We start from the raw sequence: 15,994 nt of genomic DNA on the forward strand, positions 1-15,994 counted from the left end.
TTTCTGGCTCTTTCAGATGTGTCTGTATTTATCCCGCTGAAATTAAAAAACAATATCCGATAGCTATTTGCCTTTGTAGTAGGATTTTTGCCAATGTAATAATTAGCAAATAGTTTCTGAAAATCTGCTTTTCGGTTTATATCGTAATAGTGTTCCAAGAGCGAAACAAACAAACTTTTCCCAAAACGGCGAGGACGCAAATACACCAAAAAACGTTCCCGCATAGTTTCCAGTAGTTCTATGTAGGAAGTCTTATCTACATACACATACTCGCTGACTACTTGGGGGAAATTGCTCAATCCATAAGGGAAAAAAACCGCCATAGCTTTTGATTTTTAGCAAAATTACGCAAAAAAAGCTATGGATAAAATAAAAGCCCCTGATTTTCGTCAAGGGCTTTGAGCATTTATCATTTCTTTTTGAGTATTTCTTGGTAACGCTTGGGTTCTTTCAATATTTTGATAGCTTCTGCCAATTCTTTATCATCATCAAAACGAGCTTCTACTTGTCCTTTTTCATAAAAATAGCGGGTGCAGATTTCCATTTCCAGCAGTTCTCTGATTTCATTTTTGAAGGTAATAAGGTCTGCTTCTTTGTTTTTGGCTATTTTGTTTTTCAGCAGGTTGAAATCGTTTTGCAAGTTTTCATAAACTTTTTCTTTTTTAGCTGTTTCTACAAGATTTTGGAAGTTTTTTTCCAAGTCGGTAGTATAAGCATAATCTTTGTTTTTCACCCAAGCAACAAAATTTTGATAATCGGCATCTGAAAGGCTGAACTCTTTGGCAGATTTTACGTTGGGTTGTGGATTTTTCAGCACATACTCGTTGGCATACTCAAATAACAAGTTTTTGGCAATCAGATTTTGAGCAATAGGGCTTAATTCCTCTTTTTCCAAGATGATGTCAGGTTCAAGTCCTGCCCCATCATAGACGGTTCTGCCTGCACGCGTCTTAAAGGCACGGCGAAGCGAATCAGGAATTTTACCTGCTTTTCCTTCTTTATCTTTATGGCTATAATCAATTGCCTGAATACATCTGCCGCTGGGAGTATAGTATTTGGCTACTGTAATTTTTACTTGACAATTGTAGGCAAGCAAGCGTGTGCTTTGCACCAACCCTTTGCCAAAACTTCTTTGCCCCACCAAAACGCCCCTATCATAATCTTGCACTACCCCTGCCACAATTTCAGAAGCAGAGGCACTATTGCCATTGATAAGCACCACCAAAGGAATATCCATATCCAAAGGGCTTTTCAAGGTTTTATAGGTTTTATTCCATTCGCCAATCTTGCCTTTGGTAGAAACCACCTCAACATCTTTGGGCAAAAACAAATTCGCAAGATTGATAGATTCGTGCAAAAGCCCACCAGGGTTGCCACGCAAATCTAAAATAACGCTTTTTGCCCCTTTGCTTTTTAACTCTTCTACGGCTTTCTGAATAGAATGTGCCGCTCCTGCGGTAAATTCAGTAAGTTGTACATAGCCAATATCTCCCTCAAAAATATCGTAATAAGGCAAATGATTGATTTTGATACGCTCACGTTTGATTTTAACTTTTTCGGTTTGGGTTGCTCCATAACGCTTTATGATTAGCTCTACTTCTGTTCCCGGTTGTCCTTTGAGCAACTTACTCACATCATTATAGTTTTTAGCATTTACTTTTACTTCGTTGATTTGCAAAATCTCGTCTCCGATTTTAAGTCCTGCTCTTTTTGCGGGGGTATCTTCGTGAGGCATTATGACCAGCACTTTGCCATTTCTTGTGCCAATGGTTGCCCCTATTCCACCGTATTCGCCTGTGGTACGGGTGCGATAATCTTCAATTTCATCTTCGGAAATAAAAACCGTGTAAGGGTCTAAGGATTTCATCATCGCATCTATGCTGGTACGCATTGTTTTGGAAGGATTTAGCTCATCAACATAGTAATTATTCACTTCCTTATAGAGTGTTGTAAAAATCTGTACGTTTTTAGCAATCTCGAAGGCATTATCTTGGGGTTCTTTGTTGAAGGCAAAAAGAACAAAAGCCAAAGCCGCAACCCCTATCGTTCCAGAAAGAAATATAAGTCTTTTTTTCATTGTTGCATTTATTTTCATTACCAAACGTAAATGTATCAAAAATAGTGCAGAAAACCTAATTTTTTGAGTTTTTTTGTAATTTTGCAGAAATTTAGCTATGCAGTATCAGAGTATCCGAAATTTTACGCAAGCCATTTACAAAGAAAAAGGCAGTAAATTTTTAGCCTTTGCCTATCCTGTAAGTACAGAGATAGAAATCAGAAGCATTTTAGAAAAAGTGCGTAAAGAGTATTCTGATGCCTCTCACCATTGCTACGCCTATATTTTGGGAGCCAATGGCGAAAAATGGCGAGCCAATGACGATGGCGAACCTCATCATTCGGCAGGCACGCCTATTTTACAACAAATCAAGTCTAAAAACTTAAAAGATGTGTTGGTGATTGTAGTGAGATACTTCGGAGGCATAAAACTTGGTGTAAGTGGCTTGATAAATGCCTACAAAACCGCAACTGCTTTGGCTCTTGAAAGTGCTGAAATTTGCGAAAAAACTGAAACCTGCCCCCTATCTATCACCTATAATTATGATGAAACAAGCGAAGTAATGCAACTCATTCACCAACACAAACTTACCATTGCCCAACAAAGTTTTGATTTATTCTGCCACGCTACTATTTTAGTAGCCAAAACCGACTATGAAAATATTTTTCCAATTTTTGCAAAATGGCAAAAAAACTATGAAACGAGTAGCGATAATTAGTTCCTGCCTTTTATGGCTGTTTTTCTTGTTTGCTTGCAGTCCGAAAGACTGCCTAAAAAGCACAGGCTCAATCCGAAAAGAGTTCAGGGCTGTTCCTTTTTTCAATAAAGTTTACACCTACGACAACATTAGCATAGTTTTACAAGAAAGTGATAGCCTTTTTGTAGAAGCAGGAGAAAATCTGCTGGAAAAAATTATTTTAGAAGTACGTGGAGATAGTTCTTTGCATATTCGCAACCAAAATACTTGCAATTTTACTCGCGATTTCAATACGCCTGTACGCGTGTATGTAGGCGTGAAAAATTTGTTTTATATCAAATGGCAAAGTTTTGGCAATTTGGAAAGTAATGGAAAAATACAATTTTCCCATTTACAAATGGATTTTACAGAAACCAGCCCCAAAATTAGTTTGGAAGTGCAGTCTTTAGGCTTATATCTTTTCAGCAATGCAGGAGCGGAGTTCTCGCTGAAAGGTCAAAGTGATTTTTTTAGCTTTTATCATTTAGGCTACGGCAAAGTAGATGCCTCTGAAATGCTCACCAAAAATGCAGGCATCATCAACGAAGGGCAAAATCATATTTGGGTGCGAGTAAGCGATACACTCAGAGCAGAAATCAGGAGTTCGGGGAATATTATTTTGAGGCAAAGTCCGCAAAGACAAGAAGTAAAAATCACAGGAACAGGGAAAATTTGGCTACAACCTTAAAAATTTAGGGGTAATTTTTTCAAGCTACCCCTATCCATTTAGCCTACAAGTAAGCTGAAAGCCTTACAGTTTTACCGCACATACTATCATCAATGGTAAAAATGAGTTTTCCTTTTTTAGAACCATCGCTGGTGTAAATGCCTTTTCCTGCCTCACAACTTACAGAAGTTGAACCGCCATTGTGATACAGCGTTACGTGTGCCGAACCTGTATAGATACGAATATCTTGTTTGGTATCATTGACGATTTTTACAAAACCGCCCAATTTTACATTTTCAATGGGATCAGTTGCGGGCTTCAAAGTAGTGAATGAAGCACCTACCAAAGCCAAAACAGCAAAGCCGAAAGGAATGAGCATTTTTTTCATAAAATTTAGTTTTTTAGGGTTAAACAATGGTTCAAAGTTAAGTGCTATTCTGCCTTTTTTTGTGAATAAATTCACCAAACATACATTTTTCTTTACGAATAATGAATTCTGCTTAACAAAAGGTGATTTATTTCTTGCAAAACAAGAATTTTGTCGCTACCTTTCTGCTGAAATTCATCAAAGCAATGAAAAACGCTATTTTAGTTTTTTGTTGGGGTATTATGCTTCAAGGCGTTTTAGCTCAAAATCCTTCTGTTTCAGGAGTTTCGGGGGCAAGTAATGCGGCAATGGCAGGCGTTGGAGCGTCAGTAGCGAATGAGTGGGCAATTTTTAACAATATAGGAGCTTTATCTGCTTACCAAGACATTTTGCCAAGTGCTATGCTTGCTTTTGAAAATCGCTTTGGTATCAAAGCTCTCAATAGCTACCATTTCGGAATAGTAAGTCCTTTTGCATTTGGAGGGGTAGGTGGAATGACTTTCCAACGCTTTGGAGATAAGCATTTTAATCAAACCCAAGTAGGGATAGGTTATAGCCACCAAATAAGTTTGGTGAGTGTAGGAGCAAAAATAAATTATTTTCAAATTGCCGTAGATGACCAAATTGGCATTACACAAGGGGCAAGAAGTAATTTTCTATTAGAATTGGGCGGTATGGCTCAACTTTCTAAAAAGTGGGCAGTAGGAATTTATGGCTACAATTTTACGCAAGCCAAACTGCGAGTATTGGACGCAGGCGAAGACCGTATTCCTGTAATTCTAAAAGCAGGTTTGAGCTACAAACCCATTGAGGCAGTATTTTTGAGTGTTGAAACCGAAAAGCATATAGACTACCCCGCTACGTTCCGAGCAGGCTTAAACTACCAGATACACAAATACTTCTACGTACGCACAGGTATTTCTACCGAACCTTTTCTTTCATCTTTTGGCATAGGTTTTCACCCCAAAGACTTTGCTTTTGACTATGCTTTGAGCAACCAAACAGCACTGGGCTGGGTGCATCAAATTTCCATTCGTTATGCCTTGCGAAAACTACGTTTGCGTGAAGAAAAGGTAAGCGAATGATAAAGCAAAGTGCAAAAATTTGCTTTCACAAATTTTTGAGAAAATCTTGAACATTTGAACCTCACGCTCTTTTAAGGCTTCAACCTAAATTCGCACCCCTATAATCATCATATCATCACGTTGTTCTGTACCTTCCATATATTTATTCATAATTTCTGCAATAACTTTTTCCTGTTGTGAGCAAGGCATTGAAGCAATTTTTTCAAAAAGTCTTTTTAGTTTTTCCTCGGAAAATTTTTTCCTATGGAGGTCATTTTGGTCGGTATAGCCATCAGAAAAAAGATAAAGCATACTATCAGAGGGCAAAGTTAAGGTCTGGTTTTCAAAATGGATATTTTCATTCTGCTCGCCCCCAATGGAACGTCTTTGCCCTTTTATTTCAATAACTTCTTTGGTAAGGCTATTAAACACCACAAGAGGTCTTTTTGCTCCTGCAAAGGCAATTTGATTTTGCTCATCAAGGCTTACTAAGGCTACGTCCATACCATCTCGGTTGCCTGTTTCGTCTTGTAAAAGGGCGTGTTTGACTTCCTCGTGCATTTTTTCTAAAATATCCGCGGGGCTGGTAATTTTATAGACGTGTACAATGCGGTCTAAAATACTATACGCAAGCATAGTCATCATTGCCCCCGAAACGCCGTGTCCTGTGCAATCAATAGCGGCAATAATTCTACAACTACCCTCTTTATCAATCCAATACAAATCACCCGAAACTACATCTTTGGGCTGATAAAATACGAAAGCCTCTTTCAGAAGCAGTTGAATACGTGTCTGATAGGGTAAAATGGTATTCTGAATAAGTCTTGCGGCACGAATACTCGCCTGAATTTGCTCATTTTTGAAAGAGAGCAATTTATTTTGCTCTTCAATGGCATCTCTTTGAGCCAAAATTTCTTCTTTTTGCTGTTCAAGCATTACATTTTTTTGGGAAATGTCTTCATTAGCGGCGGCAAGCTCTTCGGCTTGTTGTTTGAGCAGTTGATTGGTACGCTGTTTTTCCTGATTGTTTCTGTAAAGAATAATAGCCAAAGCTCCTAATAGCACCAACACCGCAACCGAAGCAAGCAGAAAAATATTTTTTCTTTCATTTTCAGAGTCTTTCAAGGCATTTTCCTTGCGTAGCAATTCATTTTCAGCCTCTTTTTTATCACTTTCGTAGATTTCACGCATTTTAGCAATCGCTTTACTCTGACTTTCAGTAAATAAACTATCTTTCAAACTTTTGAACTGCTTATGATAATAAAGAGCCTCTTTGTAATTGCCCTGTAATTCGTAATAAAGCACCATTCCGTCATACACCTTGCTAATTTCGTTTCGGGCACCTGTTTCTCGCAAAAGGTCTAAACCTTTTTTCAGATTATCATAAGCCTCGCCAAAGCGTTGCAAGCGTGCCAAAGCATTGCCCCTACTGGCATAAAGCAACCCCAAGAGAATTTTATCATTGATTTTTTCGGCAATGGGTAAGGCTTTATTGTACGACTCCAAAGCCTTATTAAAGTCTTGGGCATCTAAATACACATCACCCAAGTTGAGGTCGGTAATAAGCACTCCACGTGGGTTTCCAATTTTTTCAAATATTTCTGCCGATTTGCTAAAAACTTCTATAGCTTTGGTGGTTTTTTTCTGACGCTTGTAGATATTTCCCATATTGTTGTAGTTGTTGGCTAAATCTACAAGCAAATTGATTTTTTCACAGATTTGAGCACTTTTTTCATAATAATTTAGAGCTTCTTCCAAATTCTCCTGATTGAGATATACATTACCAATATTGAGCAAACTTTTAGCAATCCCCTTTTCATCTTTAATTTCCTCTCTCAATTTGAGCGTTTTCAGATGAAACTTCATAGCCTTTTCGTAGTCGCCCATATCGTTATACACCAAACCAATGTTGTTTTCACAGCTGGCTACTCCGTCGATGTTATTGATACTGACGTATTCTTGCAGACCTTGCTCATAGTAAGTAATGGCTTCTTTCAAAGCCCCCTGCATATATTGAGTATTACCAAGCGTTTTATAGCTTAAGCCTTTGCCTTTTACATAATCCAATTTTTCAGCTAATTTCAGAGCTTCTACGGCTATTTCATACCCTTGCTTGGGGTTTATACCCATTGCCATAGCCGCTACCTCATTTAGCTTTAGCACCTTACTGGTATCATCGGGCATTTTCTGAGCTATTTGTAGCAAGCTATCTATTTGGGGAACTTGTGCCTGAACTTGTCCAAGCAAAATCATTAGGCAAAAAAATACTCTCAGCATAGTTGTAGAAGTTTGTGTTTTAGCTTTACAAAATAATCAAGAAAAAAAACTAAACCAAATGTTCAAAGAACTATTTTTCGGAAAAAACTTGCTTTTTTCATTTTTTTTACTAATTTGGCAAAAATGAAATCAAATTTGCTATGGTTGAAATGAATGAAATTGCTTTGGAGCAAGAAAGAAAAGAAATTTTGAAACGCTATCGGAAACTTCTGCGACTTGCCAAACCTTTCTTGAAAGATGGCGATGCAAAACTTATCAAAAAAGCCTTTAATCTTTCCGTAGAAGCTCATAAAGATATGCGGCGTAAGTCGGGGGAACCGTATATTTATCACCCTTTGGCAGTGGCTCAAATTTGTGTAGAAGAAATTGGTTTGGGAACAACCGCTATTGTTGCCGCCCTCTTGCACGATGTCGTAGAAGATACACATATTAGCCTTGCAGAAATTGAAAAACAATTTGGCTCTAAGATTGCTAAAATTATTGACGGCTTAACCAAAATCTCTAATATTACGGATACTAACTCGGTTTCGGTGCAAGCCGAAAATTTCAGAAAGGTACTGCTCACCCTTGCCGAAGATGTGCGAGTAATTCTTATCAAGATTGCCGATAGGCTTCATAATATGCGTACTTTGGCGGATATGCCTCGCAACAAACAGCTCAAAATAGCCTACGAAACCAGCTATTTGTACGCTCCGCTGGCTCACAGACTTGGGCTTTATACAATCAAATCCGAGCTGGAAGACCTTTATCTCAAATATACCGAAACCGAAGTATATGAAGAAATCGCCCGCAAATTGCAAGCTACCAAAGCGGCAAGAGAAAAATTTATTAAGGATTTCACTGCTCCTATTGAAAAGGCTCTGCAAGAAGAGGGATTTCATTTTGTTATCAAGGGCAGACCCAAATCTATTCATTCCATTTATACCAAAATGAAAAAGCAACAAATCCCTTTTGAGAAAATCTATGATTTGTTTGCTATACGTATAATTCTTGATGATGTACCCTTTGAAGAGGAAAAAGCCGCCTGCTGGAAAGTGTATTCTATCATCACCGACTACTATCGCCCCAGCCCCGAAAGGCTTCGCGATTGGATTAGTACCCCCAGAGCCAATGGCTACGAATCTTTGCATACTACCGTAATGAGTACCACAGGGCAGTGGGTTGAAGTACAAATCCGTACCCGCCGAATGGACGATATTGCTGAAAAAGGTTATGCGGCTCATTGGAAATATAAAGAAACTGGTGCCGCCAAAACACAAAGCCAAGAAAGTGGCTTAGAAATTTGGCTCAATAAGGTTCGCGATATGCTTGAAAATCAGGATACCTCTACCATTGAGTTTCTTGATGAGTTCAGAAGTAACCTGTTCAGCGATGAAGTATTTGTTTTCACTCCCAAAGGGGATTTGAAAGTGCTACCACAGGGAGCTACTGCCTTAGATTTTGCTTTTGAAATTCATTCGGAAGTAGGCAATAAATGTATTGGGGCAAAAATCAATAATAAACTTGTACCCATTAGCTACAAGCTCCAAAACGGCGACCAAATAGAAATTCTGACCTCCTCCAAACAAACGCCCAGCGAGGATTGGCTTCGCTTTGTAGTTACTTCCAAAGCCAAATCTAAAATTCGTGAGGCTTTGCGAGATGAAAAAAGGCAGTTTATCAAGAAAGGTAAAGAAATTGTAGATAAAAAACTTCATCAGTTTGGCATTGAACCAAATGATAACGTCTATAACGATATTCGGGCTTTATTCAACGATAAAAGCGTAGCAGACCTATTCTATCGTTTTGGGAAAGAATATATCCAAGCCTCCGAGCTCAAGAAGTACAAAGAAATCGTACAGAAACGCCGTAATAGTACCCGCGAAAATATCAAAGATGTAAAAAGTTTTGAAAAAGTTATTCAGAAAATTCACCCCGACCAGAAAGATGTCCTTCTCATCGGCGAGGATATGGATAAAATTGACTACAAACTGGCTACTTGTTGCAATCCTATTCCCGGTGATGACGTATTTGGCTTTGTAACTATCAATGAAGGTATAAAAATTCACCGAACCAATTGCCCCAATGCTGCCGAGCTGATGTCGCATTATGGGCATCGTATTTTGAAAGCCCAATGGGCTTCAAAAGTGGAAGAATCGTATATGGTGGGCTTACGCATCACAGGCACCGACCGTGTAGGTATTATCAATGATGTAACCAAGATTATTTCCAACGAACTCAAAGTCAATATGCGTTCAATGGCTTTTGATACCATTGAAAACGTTTTTGAGGGTAATTGCACCGTGCTTGTTCACGATACCCGCCACTTAAATCTACTCATAGAAAAGCTCAAGCAAGTTCCAGGGGTAGAGCAAGTAGTAAGGTATGACTCATAAATGCCTGAACAGGTGTTCAATGGTTTTCATTGGTAAAAACATTTTTTTGCTATCAGGAAGCAAAATAAAGCCATATTTTTGATAAAACGCTTGTGCTTGCTCACTAATTGGTTCTACTACAACAGCCCAAGCACCAATACTATTAGAAGTTTCATAACTTCTTTTGAGGGCATCTATAAGCAATTTTCCTCCCAAACCTAATTTTTGAGCATTTCTATCAACAGCTAATCTGCCTAAAAGTATTACAGGAATATGCCTGTAAGCAGATGGCAGTTTTTTTCTATATGCTTCTGGTATAGTATCCCAAAATATACTACTACTTGATAAGGTGTAATATCCCTTTATTTCAGCATTTTCCACAAAGACATAACAAGCGGCGAGTTTTCTTCTAATATCCTGCCCAGCTATTTTTTTCAAGTATTCATTTAATACTTCTATTCCACAATCAAAGAAACTTTTTTGATGTAAATTTGATAGGATTTCAGTAAGGTACATTTCTATTATTTCAGGGTTTCTTGGTATCCCTTCAAGGCTTTAATTAAATGATCATTAGGTTGAGGAGTATTCATTAAGGCTTCAAAAAAAACTTCACAATCACGCTCAGAGGCTAAAATTTCATCTTGTCTTTGTAATATTTTATTTGCTTTCTCCTGTATAGCTTCTAATACAAAATCCGTTAAAGATTTGTAGTTTCCTCGTTTCTTAGCTTGAAGCATTAGCTCCTTTTGCTCTTGTGAGAGTCTGAAATCAAATCTAACTTGCAAGTTTTTAGTTTTCATAACAAAGCATTTTTAATGCAATTTATGCAAAAATCTTGCAAAAGTCAAATTAGTTTTCCATAAAAAAAAACCGCAGATAAGTTACCTGCGGTTTTAGAAATCCTATGAACAAAAGTGTTTAATCCACCACTAATTTTTTCGTTATTTTTCCTTTTTCAGAAGCCATTTGTATAATGTAAATACCTTTACTGAACTCGCTGGTATTTACTTCATAGCTTGTACCTTCAAAGGTATTTTGTTTTACCACTCTACCCGACATATCGAAGATTTGTACGCTCACGCTTCCTACTTCATTGGGCAATTCAATTTTTACCAAGTTACCTTTCAAAACAGGATTAGGATAAAGGTTGGCTTCAAATTGAGTATCTTCCAGTCTATCGTCAGAAGTAAGCGTACGCGTAGTAGAACTTACTATGTTGATGGTGTAATCTTCTACTTCACCATACGTAAATGTACCACAGCTATTTTGATTAGCATCGCTCATAGATACACGCATACGTGTAGCACCCAAAACTGCGGTAGTTGGTACGGTGAAAGTAGTAGAGAGTGTTCCACTACTGCTGGAAGTACGATTGACAATCTGCTCACCAGCATCTAAGAAATCTCCATCTCTGTTCCAATCTATCCAAACTTTCCAGTATTCGGTATAGGCAGTTGAGGAGAAACCTGCACTATAATTGATAGTATAAGAAACGCCTCTTGTCAGGTTGGTTGAAAGCCCTGTATTGATGTATCCTCCCGATTCTCGGCTGGAAGTGCGATTGATAGAACCCAATTGTACCAAGTCTATCCATTCAAAAGAATTGTTGCTTCCATTAGAGGCACACCAAGAAACCGAAGCGGCAGAAGTAGTAAAATTCACACTTGCCGAATAGGCACTAGAACTGCCTGAGCAATTGGTACGAATTTGCCACTCGTAGTTGGTAGAGGCTGTAAGTCCTGTAAGGCTCAAAGAAGTACCTGTTCTACCCAAAAAGTCTGTCCAAGTGCTTGACCCCACGGTTCTGATACGTACATCATAAGAACTTGCACCTGTTACGGCACCCCAATTCAAGGTAGCTGTGTTTGCTGTAATAGCTGAAGTAGTGAGGCTACCGGGTACGGCACAAGTAGGAGCAGGAGGAGCAACATTTACACCTGTAACAATGAGAGAGTAAGCTTGTGAGCTACCCGAAAGCGTACCTTTGTGAGAAACGGTAATAGTATAGGTTGCACCTGCTACGGGAGCGTCAATAGTGATTTTTTCAACATTATCTCGGATATTATCTCCACGTGTAGCGGCACTAGCAGGCGAAGCAGGGTCTAAACGCCAAGGGAAGAAAGTTGATGAACCTTGTGTTACACGCACATCTAAATCATTTACCAAACGAGGTGAAGTAGAGTTCAGCGTTCCACTTGCCAAAGGTGTGCCTCTGGGGTCATTCCAAGCGATAGTAACTTCCAAAGGTCCGCTACCTGATGCCACAACATTTAGTGTATAAGTAGTACCATTGTTTAGCGTTCTTTCATCAATGATTGCAGATGAACCTCTATTGGTAATAGTTTGCACTGCTCTTTGAGCATTCAAAAGTCCCCAACCAAAGCGATAATCAGGACCAGGGGCGGCACCTGCTTCATCGGCGGTGTGTATTACTAACCCTCTAAGTGTAGCCGAACGCATTGTGGCACCGCTATTGAGGTTTCTGTAATGTTGCTGAATAAGTACCAAAGAACCTGTTACATTAGGACTTGCCATAGAGGTTCCCGACTTTGTAGTGTAAGAGGCATTTCCACTACTTGAAGCAGAATATACATTCACACCACAACCTGAAATATCAGGCTTGATACGTCCATCATCAGTAGGTCCCCAAGAGCTAAATGAAGACATTGTTACACTGCTGGGACCCGTATAGTTTGTTACAGCACTTACAGCGGCAACAACAAGCACATTTTTAGAAGTTGCTGAACCTGTAATCAGGTTATAGCCTGTTGTTCCAAATACACCACCGGGGTTATATCCTGCTCCTCTATCGTTTCCTGCGGCTTTTACTATGGTATAAAAAGGAGCATTTATGGCAATCTGGTCCCAATCGGCGGCTTCGGCATCATAAAAACCAAACTGCCAATGGCTTAATAGGCTTGAATTGTACCCGTAGGAGTGATTGGACAAGATAAGCCCTTCGGCGGCTTGGGCAGCCATTTCAGTTTTATCATTGTTCCACTCGTTTGCCCAAAGCGTAGCTTGGTGAGCCATACCTTTGGCATTAGCCGTAACACCTGAAGCTACCAAAGTTCCTGCTACGTGAGTAGCGTGGTCAGTATTTCCGTTGTGTGAAGTAAAAGTAACTCCATCTTTTTGAGTAACACGGCTTCCAAATTCTTGGTGGGTTCTGCGTACAGGTCCGCCGTCCCACTCTCCTACTATCATTCCTTGTCCGTTGAGGTTCAAGCCCATACTACCACCCGTCCAGAGCCTATCAGCACGAGTAGTTTGAGCGGCGGCAAGGTTACTTTGTGTTACATAATAAACAGGTTTGCCTGTAAATTCATCTACTCTTTGCAATTCCGCAACCGTACCATTAGGCATTGGCACAAATACCTGCCAGCCATTGCGGCGAGCCAGTTCCAAAGCCTTTTTCTTTTCTGCCAATTGCTTTTTTTGCCATTGTTGGCTCAATTTCTGCAATTCGGCAACATTGGTTTCCTGTAAAATTTTGTTTTTTTCTTGCTCGTTCTGAGCCACAGCCCAAGAGGTAAGTCCAAAGAGGGCGAGTGAGAGTAGTGATTTTCTTTTCATTTTTTAAGTTGATTTTAATTGCGTTTTTTGCATAAAAATTACGTCTGCAATTTTAATATATCAAATCCAAACTTGCAAATTTTTTGCAAAAAAAATTTGGCAAAAAATACTTTTTGCCAAATCATTCCTCGTTTTTACAGCCATACAGCAAATTACTGCTCAATAGCTTTTAGCAATTCTTCGCCCATTGGGCTTACTCCCGAACCAAAAAATTTTACTAGTTCCCCCTTTTCATTCACCAAATACTTACAAAAATTCCAAGTAGGAGCTTGGTCGTTCCAGCCATTTTGGTTTTTATCCGAAAGCCATTTGTAAAGTGGGTGCATATCGCTACCTTTTACAGAAATCTTCTTAAACATCTGAAAAGTTACACCATAATTTTTCTTACAGAATTGGGCAATCTCCTCGTTAGTACCCGGCTCTTGCGAGCCAAAATTATTAGCAGGAAAGCCCAAAACAACCACTTTGTTGCCATATTTTTCGTGAAGGGCTTGCAGTTGCTCATACTGGGGCGTGTAGCCACATTGCGAAGCAACATTTACCAAAAGCACTTTTTTGCCTTTGTAGGTAGCAAAATCAATCATTTTGCCATCAATAGCTTCCATTTTGAAATCATAAAACGATTTTTTTGCAGTTTCTTGGGTCATAAGATTTACGTTTTGAAGGTTTTCGGGTTTGGATTTGATAGTATTTGCTCCCAAGCAAGTAGAAAGCAAAATTACAGGAATAAGTGTTGCCTTGAACATAACAAATTTTTTTAGTTTCACAATCTAAAAACCATTATCTTGCCAAAAAGTTTTTTTGAAAATCCCATAAAAATCTATGAAAAAAAAATCAAACACGCGAAAGCCCACCACCTCGCGTAAAAGTCGCAATTCTGCTACCCCTACGTATGAAACGCTTTTAGAAAAAATCAAAAATCTGCTCAAACGCCCCAAGCTATGGGGATACTCCTCGCGTACTATTGTCAGAGAATTGAAACTGGAAGGCAAACAAGCCAAAAAGCAAGTAGAGCGTATTTTAGAAGAACTACTTGAAGATGGCTTTATTTACCTCAATGAACAAGGTCGTTACAAATCGCAAGAAGAACACCCTGAAACTTACATAGGCACTATTGATTACGTAAATAGCCGCTATGCTTATTTTGTTTCTGATAAACTCGCCGAAGATGTACGCATTTCCTCCGATGACCTCGGCAATGCCCTTGATGGCGATACTGTGAAGGTTGCCATTTACGAAAGTCCTTATGGAAAGCTGGAAGGCGAAGTTTTGGAAGTTATCAAACGCAAAACCGATGAATTTGGAGGTATTATCCAGATTTCTAAAACCCACGCCTTTGTTATTACTGATAACAAAAAGATGTATCTGGATATCTACATACCTTTTGATGAAATCGGTAATGCTAAAAATGGCGATAAGGTACTTGTCAAAATTTTGGAATGGCATAAAATTGGTAAAAAACCCGTTGGTAGAGTTGTAAAAGTTTTAGGAAAACCCGGCGAACACGAAACCGAAATGCACGCCATTATGGCTGAATATGGCTTACCTTATGAATTTCCTAAAAGCGTTTTGCAATATGTAAAAAAACTCCCTGATGAAATTTCAGAAGATGAAATCAAAAAAAGACGCGATTTCAGACAAATTACCACTTTTACCATAGACCCCGATAATGCCAAAGATTTTGACGATGCTCTTTCGCTTCGAAGGCTTGAAAACGGCAACTGGGAAGTAGGTGTGCATATTGCTGATGTGAGCCATTATGTAAAACCTAATACCGCCTTGGATAAAGAAGCCTATAACCGAGCTACTTCGGTGTATTTGGTAGATAGAACTATCCCTATGCTACCCGAAAGACTTTCCAATGAACTCTGCTCGCTCAACCCTCACGTGGATAGACTTACTTTTTCGGCTGTTTTTGAATTAGACGAAAATGCCAATCTGATTAGCGAATGGTTCGGAAAAACAATTATTCATTCCCACAGACGCTTTACGTATGAAGAAGCCCAAGAACGCATAGAAACAGGTACAGGCGATTTTGCCAAAGAAATTCAAATCCTTAATAACTTGGCAAAAAAACTTTCAGAAAGACGTTTTAAGGCAGGTGCAATTGCTTTTGAAACTCCCGAAGTAAAATTTGTTTTGGACGAGAAAGGTACCCCCCTTGCCGTAAAACCCAAAATACGCAAAGAGGCTCATAAACTTATTGAGGAATTTATGTTGCTTGCCAATAAACGAGTAGCTGAATTTGTTTTCAGCAAAGGTAAAAGCAAAAAGCAAGCTCCTACAATGGTGTATCGAATACACGAGCCGCCCAATCAGGAAAAATTAGAAACTTTTGCCAAATTTGTAGCAAGATTAGGCTATAAAATCGCGACACAAGGCAAAAAAATGTCGGAGTCGTTTAATAAAATGACTGCCCAATCCGAAGGCAAGCCCGAACAGAGTGTTTTGCAAAATTTAGCAGTCCGTACAATGTCAAAAGCCAAATACAGCACCGAAGCCATTGGGCATTTTGGTCTTGCTTTTGAGCATTACACGCATTTTACCTCTCCTATTCGCCGATACCCCGACCTTATGGTGCATAGACTTTTAGAGCATTACTTGCAAAGCAATAAAAGTGTTCCGAAAGATACTTACGAAGAAAAGTGCAAACACGCCTCCGACCGAGAGAAACGTGCTACCGAAGCCGAAAGAGCCTCTATCAAATACAAACAAGTGGAATTTATGAAACTCAAAGATGATGGCAGAGTTTGGGAAGGCATTGTTACGGGGGTTACGGATTTTGGTATTTACGTTGAAATTATTGAAACCAAATGTGAGGGAATGGTGCGACTTTCAGATTTAGACGATTTCTATGAACTTGATGAGCAAAACTATCGTGTCATTGGCAAATACAC

General features: G+C 39.1%; 13 protein-coding genes. 5 read left to right on the plus strand and 8 right to left on the minus strand.

What is annotated here, in order from left to right; genetic code table 11:
• Positions 1-323, minus strand: a 323-nt coding sequence (locus ACWITO_RS11390; RefSeq protein WP_448530119.1) for an AAA family ATPase, incomplete at its 3' end; no start/stop codon positions are given.
• Positions 324-409: 86 nt separating this feature from the next.
• Complete coding sequence (locus ACWITO_RS11395; RefSeq protein ID WP_448530120.1) at positions 410-2,077, minus strand: S41 family peptidase; 1,668 nt, start codon at positions 2,075-2,077, stop codon at positions 410-412.
• A 97-nt stretch (positions 2,078-2,174) separates the two neighbouring features.
• Here ACWITO_RS11395 and ACWITO_RS11400 point away from each other — a divergent pair, with 97 nt between their 5' ends.
• Together ACWITO_RS11400 and ACWITO_RS11405 are read left to right on the plus strand one after the other, a co-directional pair.
• Positions 2,175-2,774, plus strand: a complete 600-nt coding sequence (locus tag ACWITO_RS11400) for an IMPACT family protein (protein WP_448530121.1) — start codon at positions 2,175-2,177, stop codon at positions 2,772-2,774.
• Positions 2,752-3,480 (plus strand): GIN domain-containing protein, encoded by a 729-nt coding sequence (locus tag ACWITO_RS11405; protein WP_448530122.1) that lies wholly within the window; start codon positions 2,752-2,754, stop codon positions 3,478-3,480. Before ACWITO_RS11400 ends, ACWITO_RS11405 begins: the two co-directional genes overlap by 23 nt.
• 43 nt (positions 3,481-3,523) lie before the next feature.
• On the opposite strand, the gene ACWITO_RS11410 is transcribed toward ACWITO_RS11405, so the two are convergent.
• Positions 3,524-3,847 carry a hypothetical protein gene (locus ACWITO_RS11410; RefSeq protein WP_448530123.1) on the minus strand — a complete coding sequence of 108 codons (324 nt, stop codon included), beginning with the start codon at positions 3,845-3,847 and terminating at the stop codon, positions 3,524-3,526.
• A 185-nt stretch (positions 3,848-4,032) separates the two neighbouring features.
• On the opposite strand from ACWITO_RS11410, the gene ACWITO_RS11415 reads away from it, so the two are divergent.
• Positions 4,033-4,911: a hypothetical protein gene (locus ACWITO_RS11415; RefSeq protein WP_448530124.1), complete on the plus strand. Its 879-nt coding sequence runs from the start codon at positions 4,033-4,035 to the stop codon at positions 4,909-4,911.
• Between the two features lie 84 nt (positions 4,912-4,995).
• Here ACWITO_RS11415 and ACWITO_RS11420 read toward each other — a convergent pair whose 3' ends face one another.
• Positions 4,996-7,167, minus strand: coding sequence for a tetratricopeptide repeat protein (locus tag ACWITO_RS11420; protein ID WP_448530125.1), 2,172 nt, complete (start codon positions 7,165-7,167; stop codon positions 4,996-4,998).
• 149 nt (positions 7,168-7,316) lie between these two features.
• Between ACWITO_RS11420 and ACWITO_RS11425 the strand changes: the two genes are divergently transcribed.
• A complete protein-coding gene (locus ACWITO_RS11425) occupies positions 7,317-9,542 on the plus strand; it encodes a RelA/SpoT family protein (protein ID WP_448530131.1) in 2,226 nt (741 codons plus the stop codon).
• Here ACWITO_RS11425 and ACWITO_RS11430 read toward each other — a convergent pair.
• The 4 genes from ACWITO_RS11430 to ACWITO_RS11445 all read right to left on the minus strand — a co-directional run bounded on the left by ACWITO_RS11430 (position 9,537) and on the right by ACWITO_RS11445 (position 13,843).
• Positions 9,537-10,037 (minus strand): GNAT family N-acetyltransferase, encoded by a 501-nt coding sequence (locus tag ACWITO_RS11430; protein WP_448530126.1) that lies wholly within the window; start codon positions 10,035-10,037, stop codon positions 9,537-9,539. The two genes, ACWITO_RS11425 and ACWITO_RS11430, sit on opposite strands and share 6 nt — an antisense overlap.
• 5 nt (positions 10,038-10,042) lie before the next feature.
• Entirely contained in the window at positions 10,043-10,321 is a 279-nt protein-coding gene (locus ACWITO_RS11435) for a type II toxin-antitoxin system TacA family antitoxin (RefSeq protein WP_448530127.1), read from the minus strand.
• 118 nt (positions 10,322-10,439) lie between these two features.
• A complete protein-coding gene (locus tag ACWITO_RS11440; protein ID WP_448530128.1) occupies positions 10,440-13,097 on the minus strand; it encodes a S8 family serine peptidase in 2,658 nt (885 codons plus the stop codon).
• A 152-nt stretch (positions 13,098-13,249) separates the two neighbouring features.
• Positions 13,250-13,843 carry a glutathione peroxidase gene (locus tag ACWITO_RS11445; RefSeq protein WP_448530129.1) on the minus strand — a complete coding sequence of 198 codons (594 nt, stop codon included), beginning with the start codon at positions 13,841-13,843 and terminating at the stop codon, positions 13,250-13,252.
• Between the two features lie 76 nt (positions 13,844-13,919).
• On the opposite strand from ACWITO_RS11445, the gene rnr reads away from it, so the two are divergent.
• Positions 13,920-15,994 (plus strand): ribonuclease R (gene rnr, locus ACWITO_RS11450; RefSeq protein WP_448530130.1); only part of this gene is annotated, 2,075 nt, incomplete at its 3' end.

Source organism: Raineya sp. (assembly GCF_053497555.1).

What these genes read in the sequence shown, in the direction of transcription:
- ACWITO_RS11435 (WP_448530127.1), bottom strand. Translation starts at nt 10,321, where the DNA reads ATGAAAACTAAAAACTTGCAAGTTAGATTTGATTTCAGACTCTCACAA.
- ACWITO_RS11440 (WP_448530128.1), bottom strand. Translation starts at nt 13,097, where the DNA reads ATGAAAAGAAAATCACTACTCTCACTCGCCCTCTTTGGACTTACCTCT.
- ACWITO_RS11395 (WP_448530120.1), bottom strand. Translation starts at nt 2,077, where the DNA reads ATGAAAAAAAGACTTATATTTCTTTCTGGAACGATAGGGGTTGCGGCT.
- ACWITO_RS11445 (WP_448530129.1), bottom strand. Translation starts at nt 13,843, where the DNA reads ATGTTCAAGGCAACACTTATTCCTGTAATTTTGCTTTCTACTTGCTTG.
- ACWITO_RS11400 (WP_448530121.1), top strand. Translation starts at nt 2,175, where the DNA reads ATGCAGTATCAGAGTATCCGAAATTTTACGCAAGCCATTTACAAAGAA.
- ACWITO_RS11420 (WP_448530125.1), bottom strand. Translation starts at nt 7,167, where the DNA reads ATGCTGAGAGTATTTTTTTGCCTAATGATTTTGCTTGGACAAGTTCAG.
- ACWITO_RS11415 (WP_448530124.1), top strand. Translation starts at nt 4,033, where the DNA reads ATGAAAAACGCTATTTTAGTTTTTTGTTGGGGTATTATGCTTCAAGGC.
- ACWITO_RS11430 (WP_448530126.1), bottom strand. Translation starts at nt 10,037, where the DNA reads ATGTACCTTACTGAAATCCTATCAAATTTACATCAAAAAAGTTTCTTT.
- ACWITO_RS11410 (WP_448530123.1), bottom strand. Translation starts at nt 3,847, where the DNA reads ATGAAAAAAATGCTCATTCCTTTCGGCTTTGCTGTTTTGGCTTTGGTA.
- ACWITO_RS11425 (WP_448530131.1), top strand. Translation starts at nt 7,317, where the DNA reads ATGAATGAAATTGCTTTGGAGCAAGAAAGAAAAGAAATTTTGAAACGC.
- ACWITO_RS11405 (WP_448530122.1), top strand. Translation starts at nt 2,752, where the DNA reads ATGAAACGAGTAGCGATAATTAGTTCCTGCCTTTTATGGCTGTTTTTC.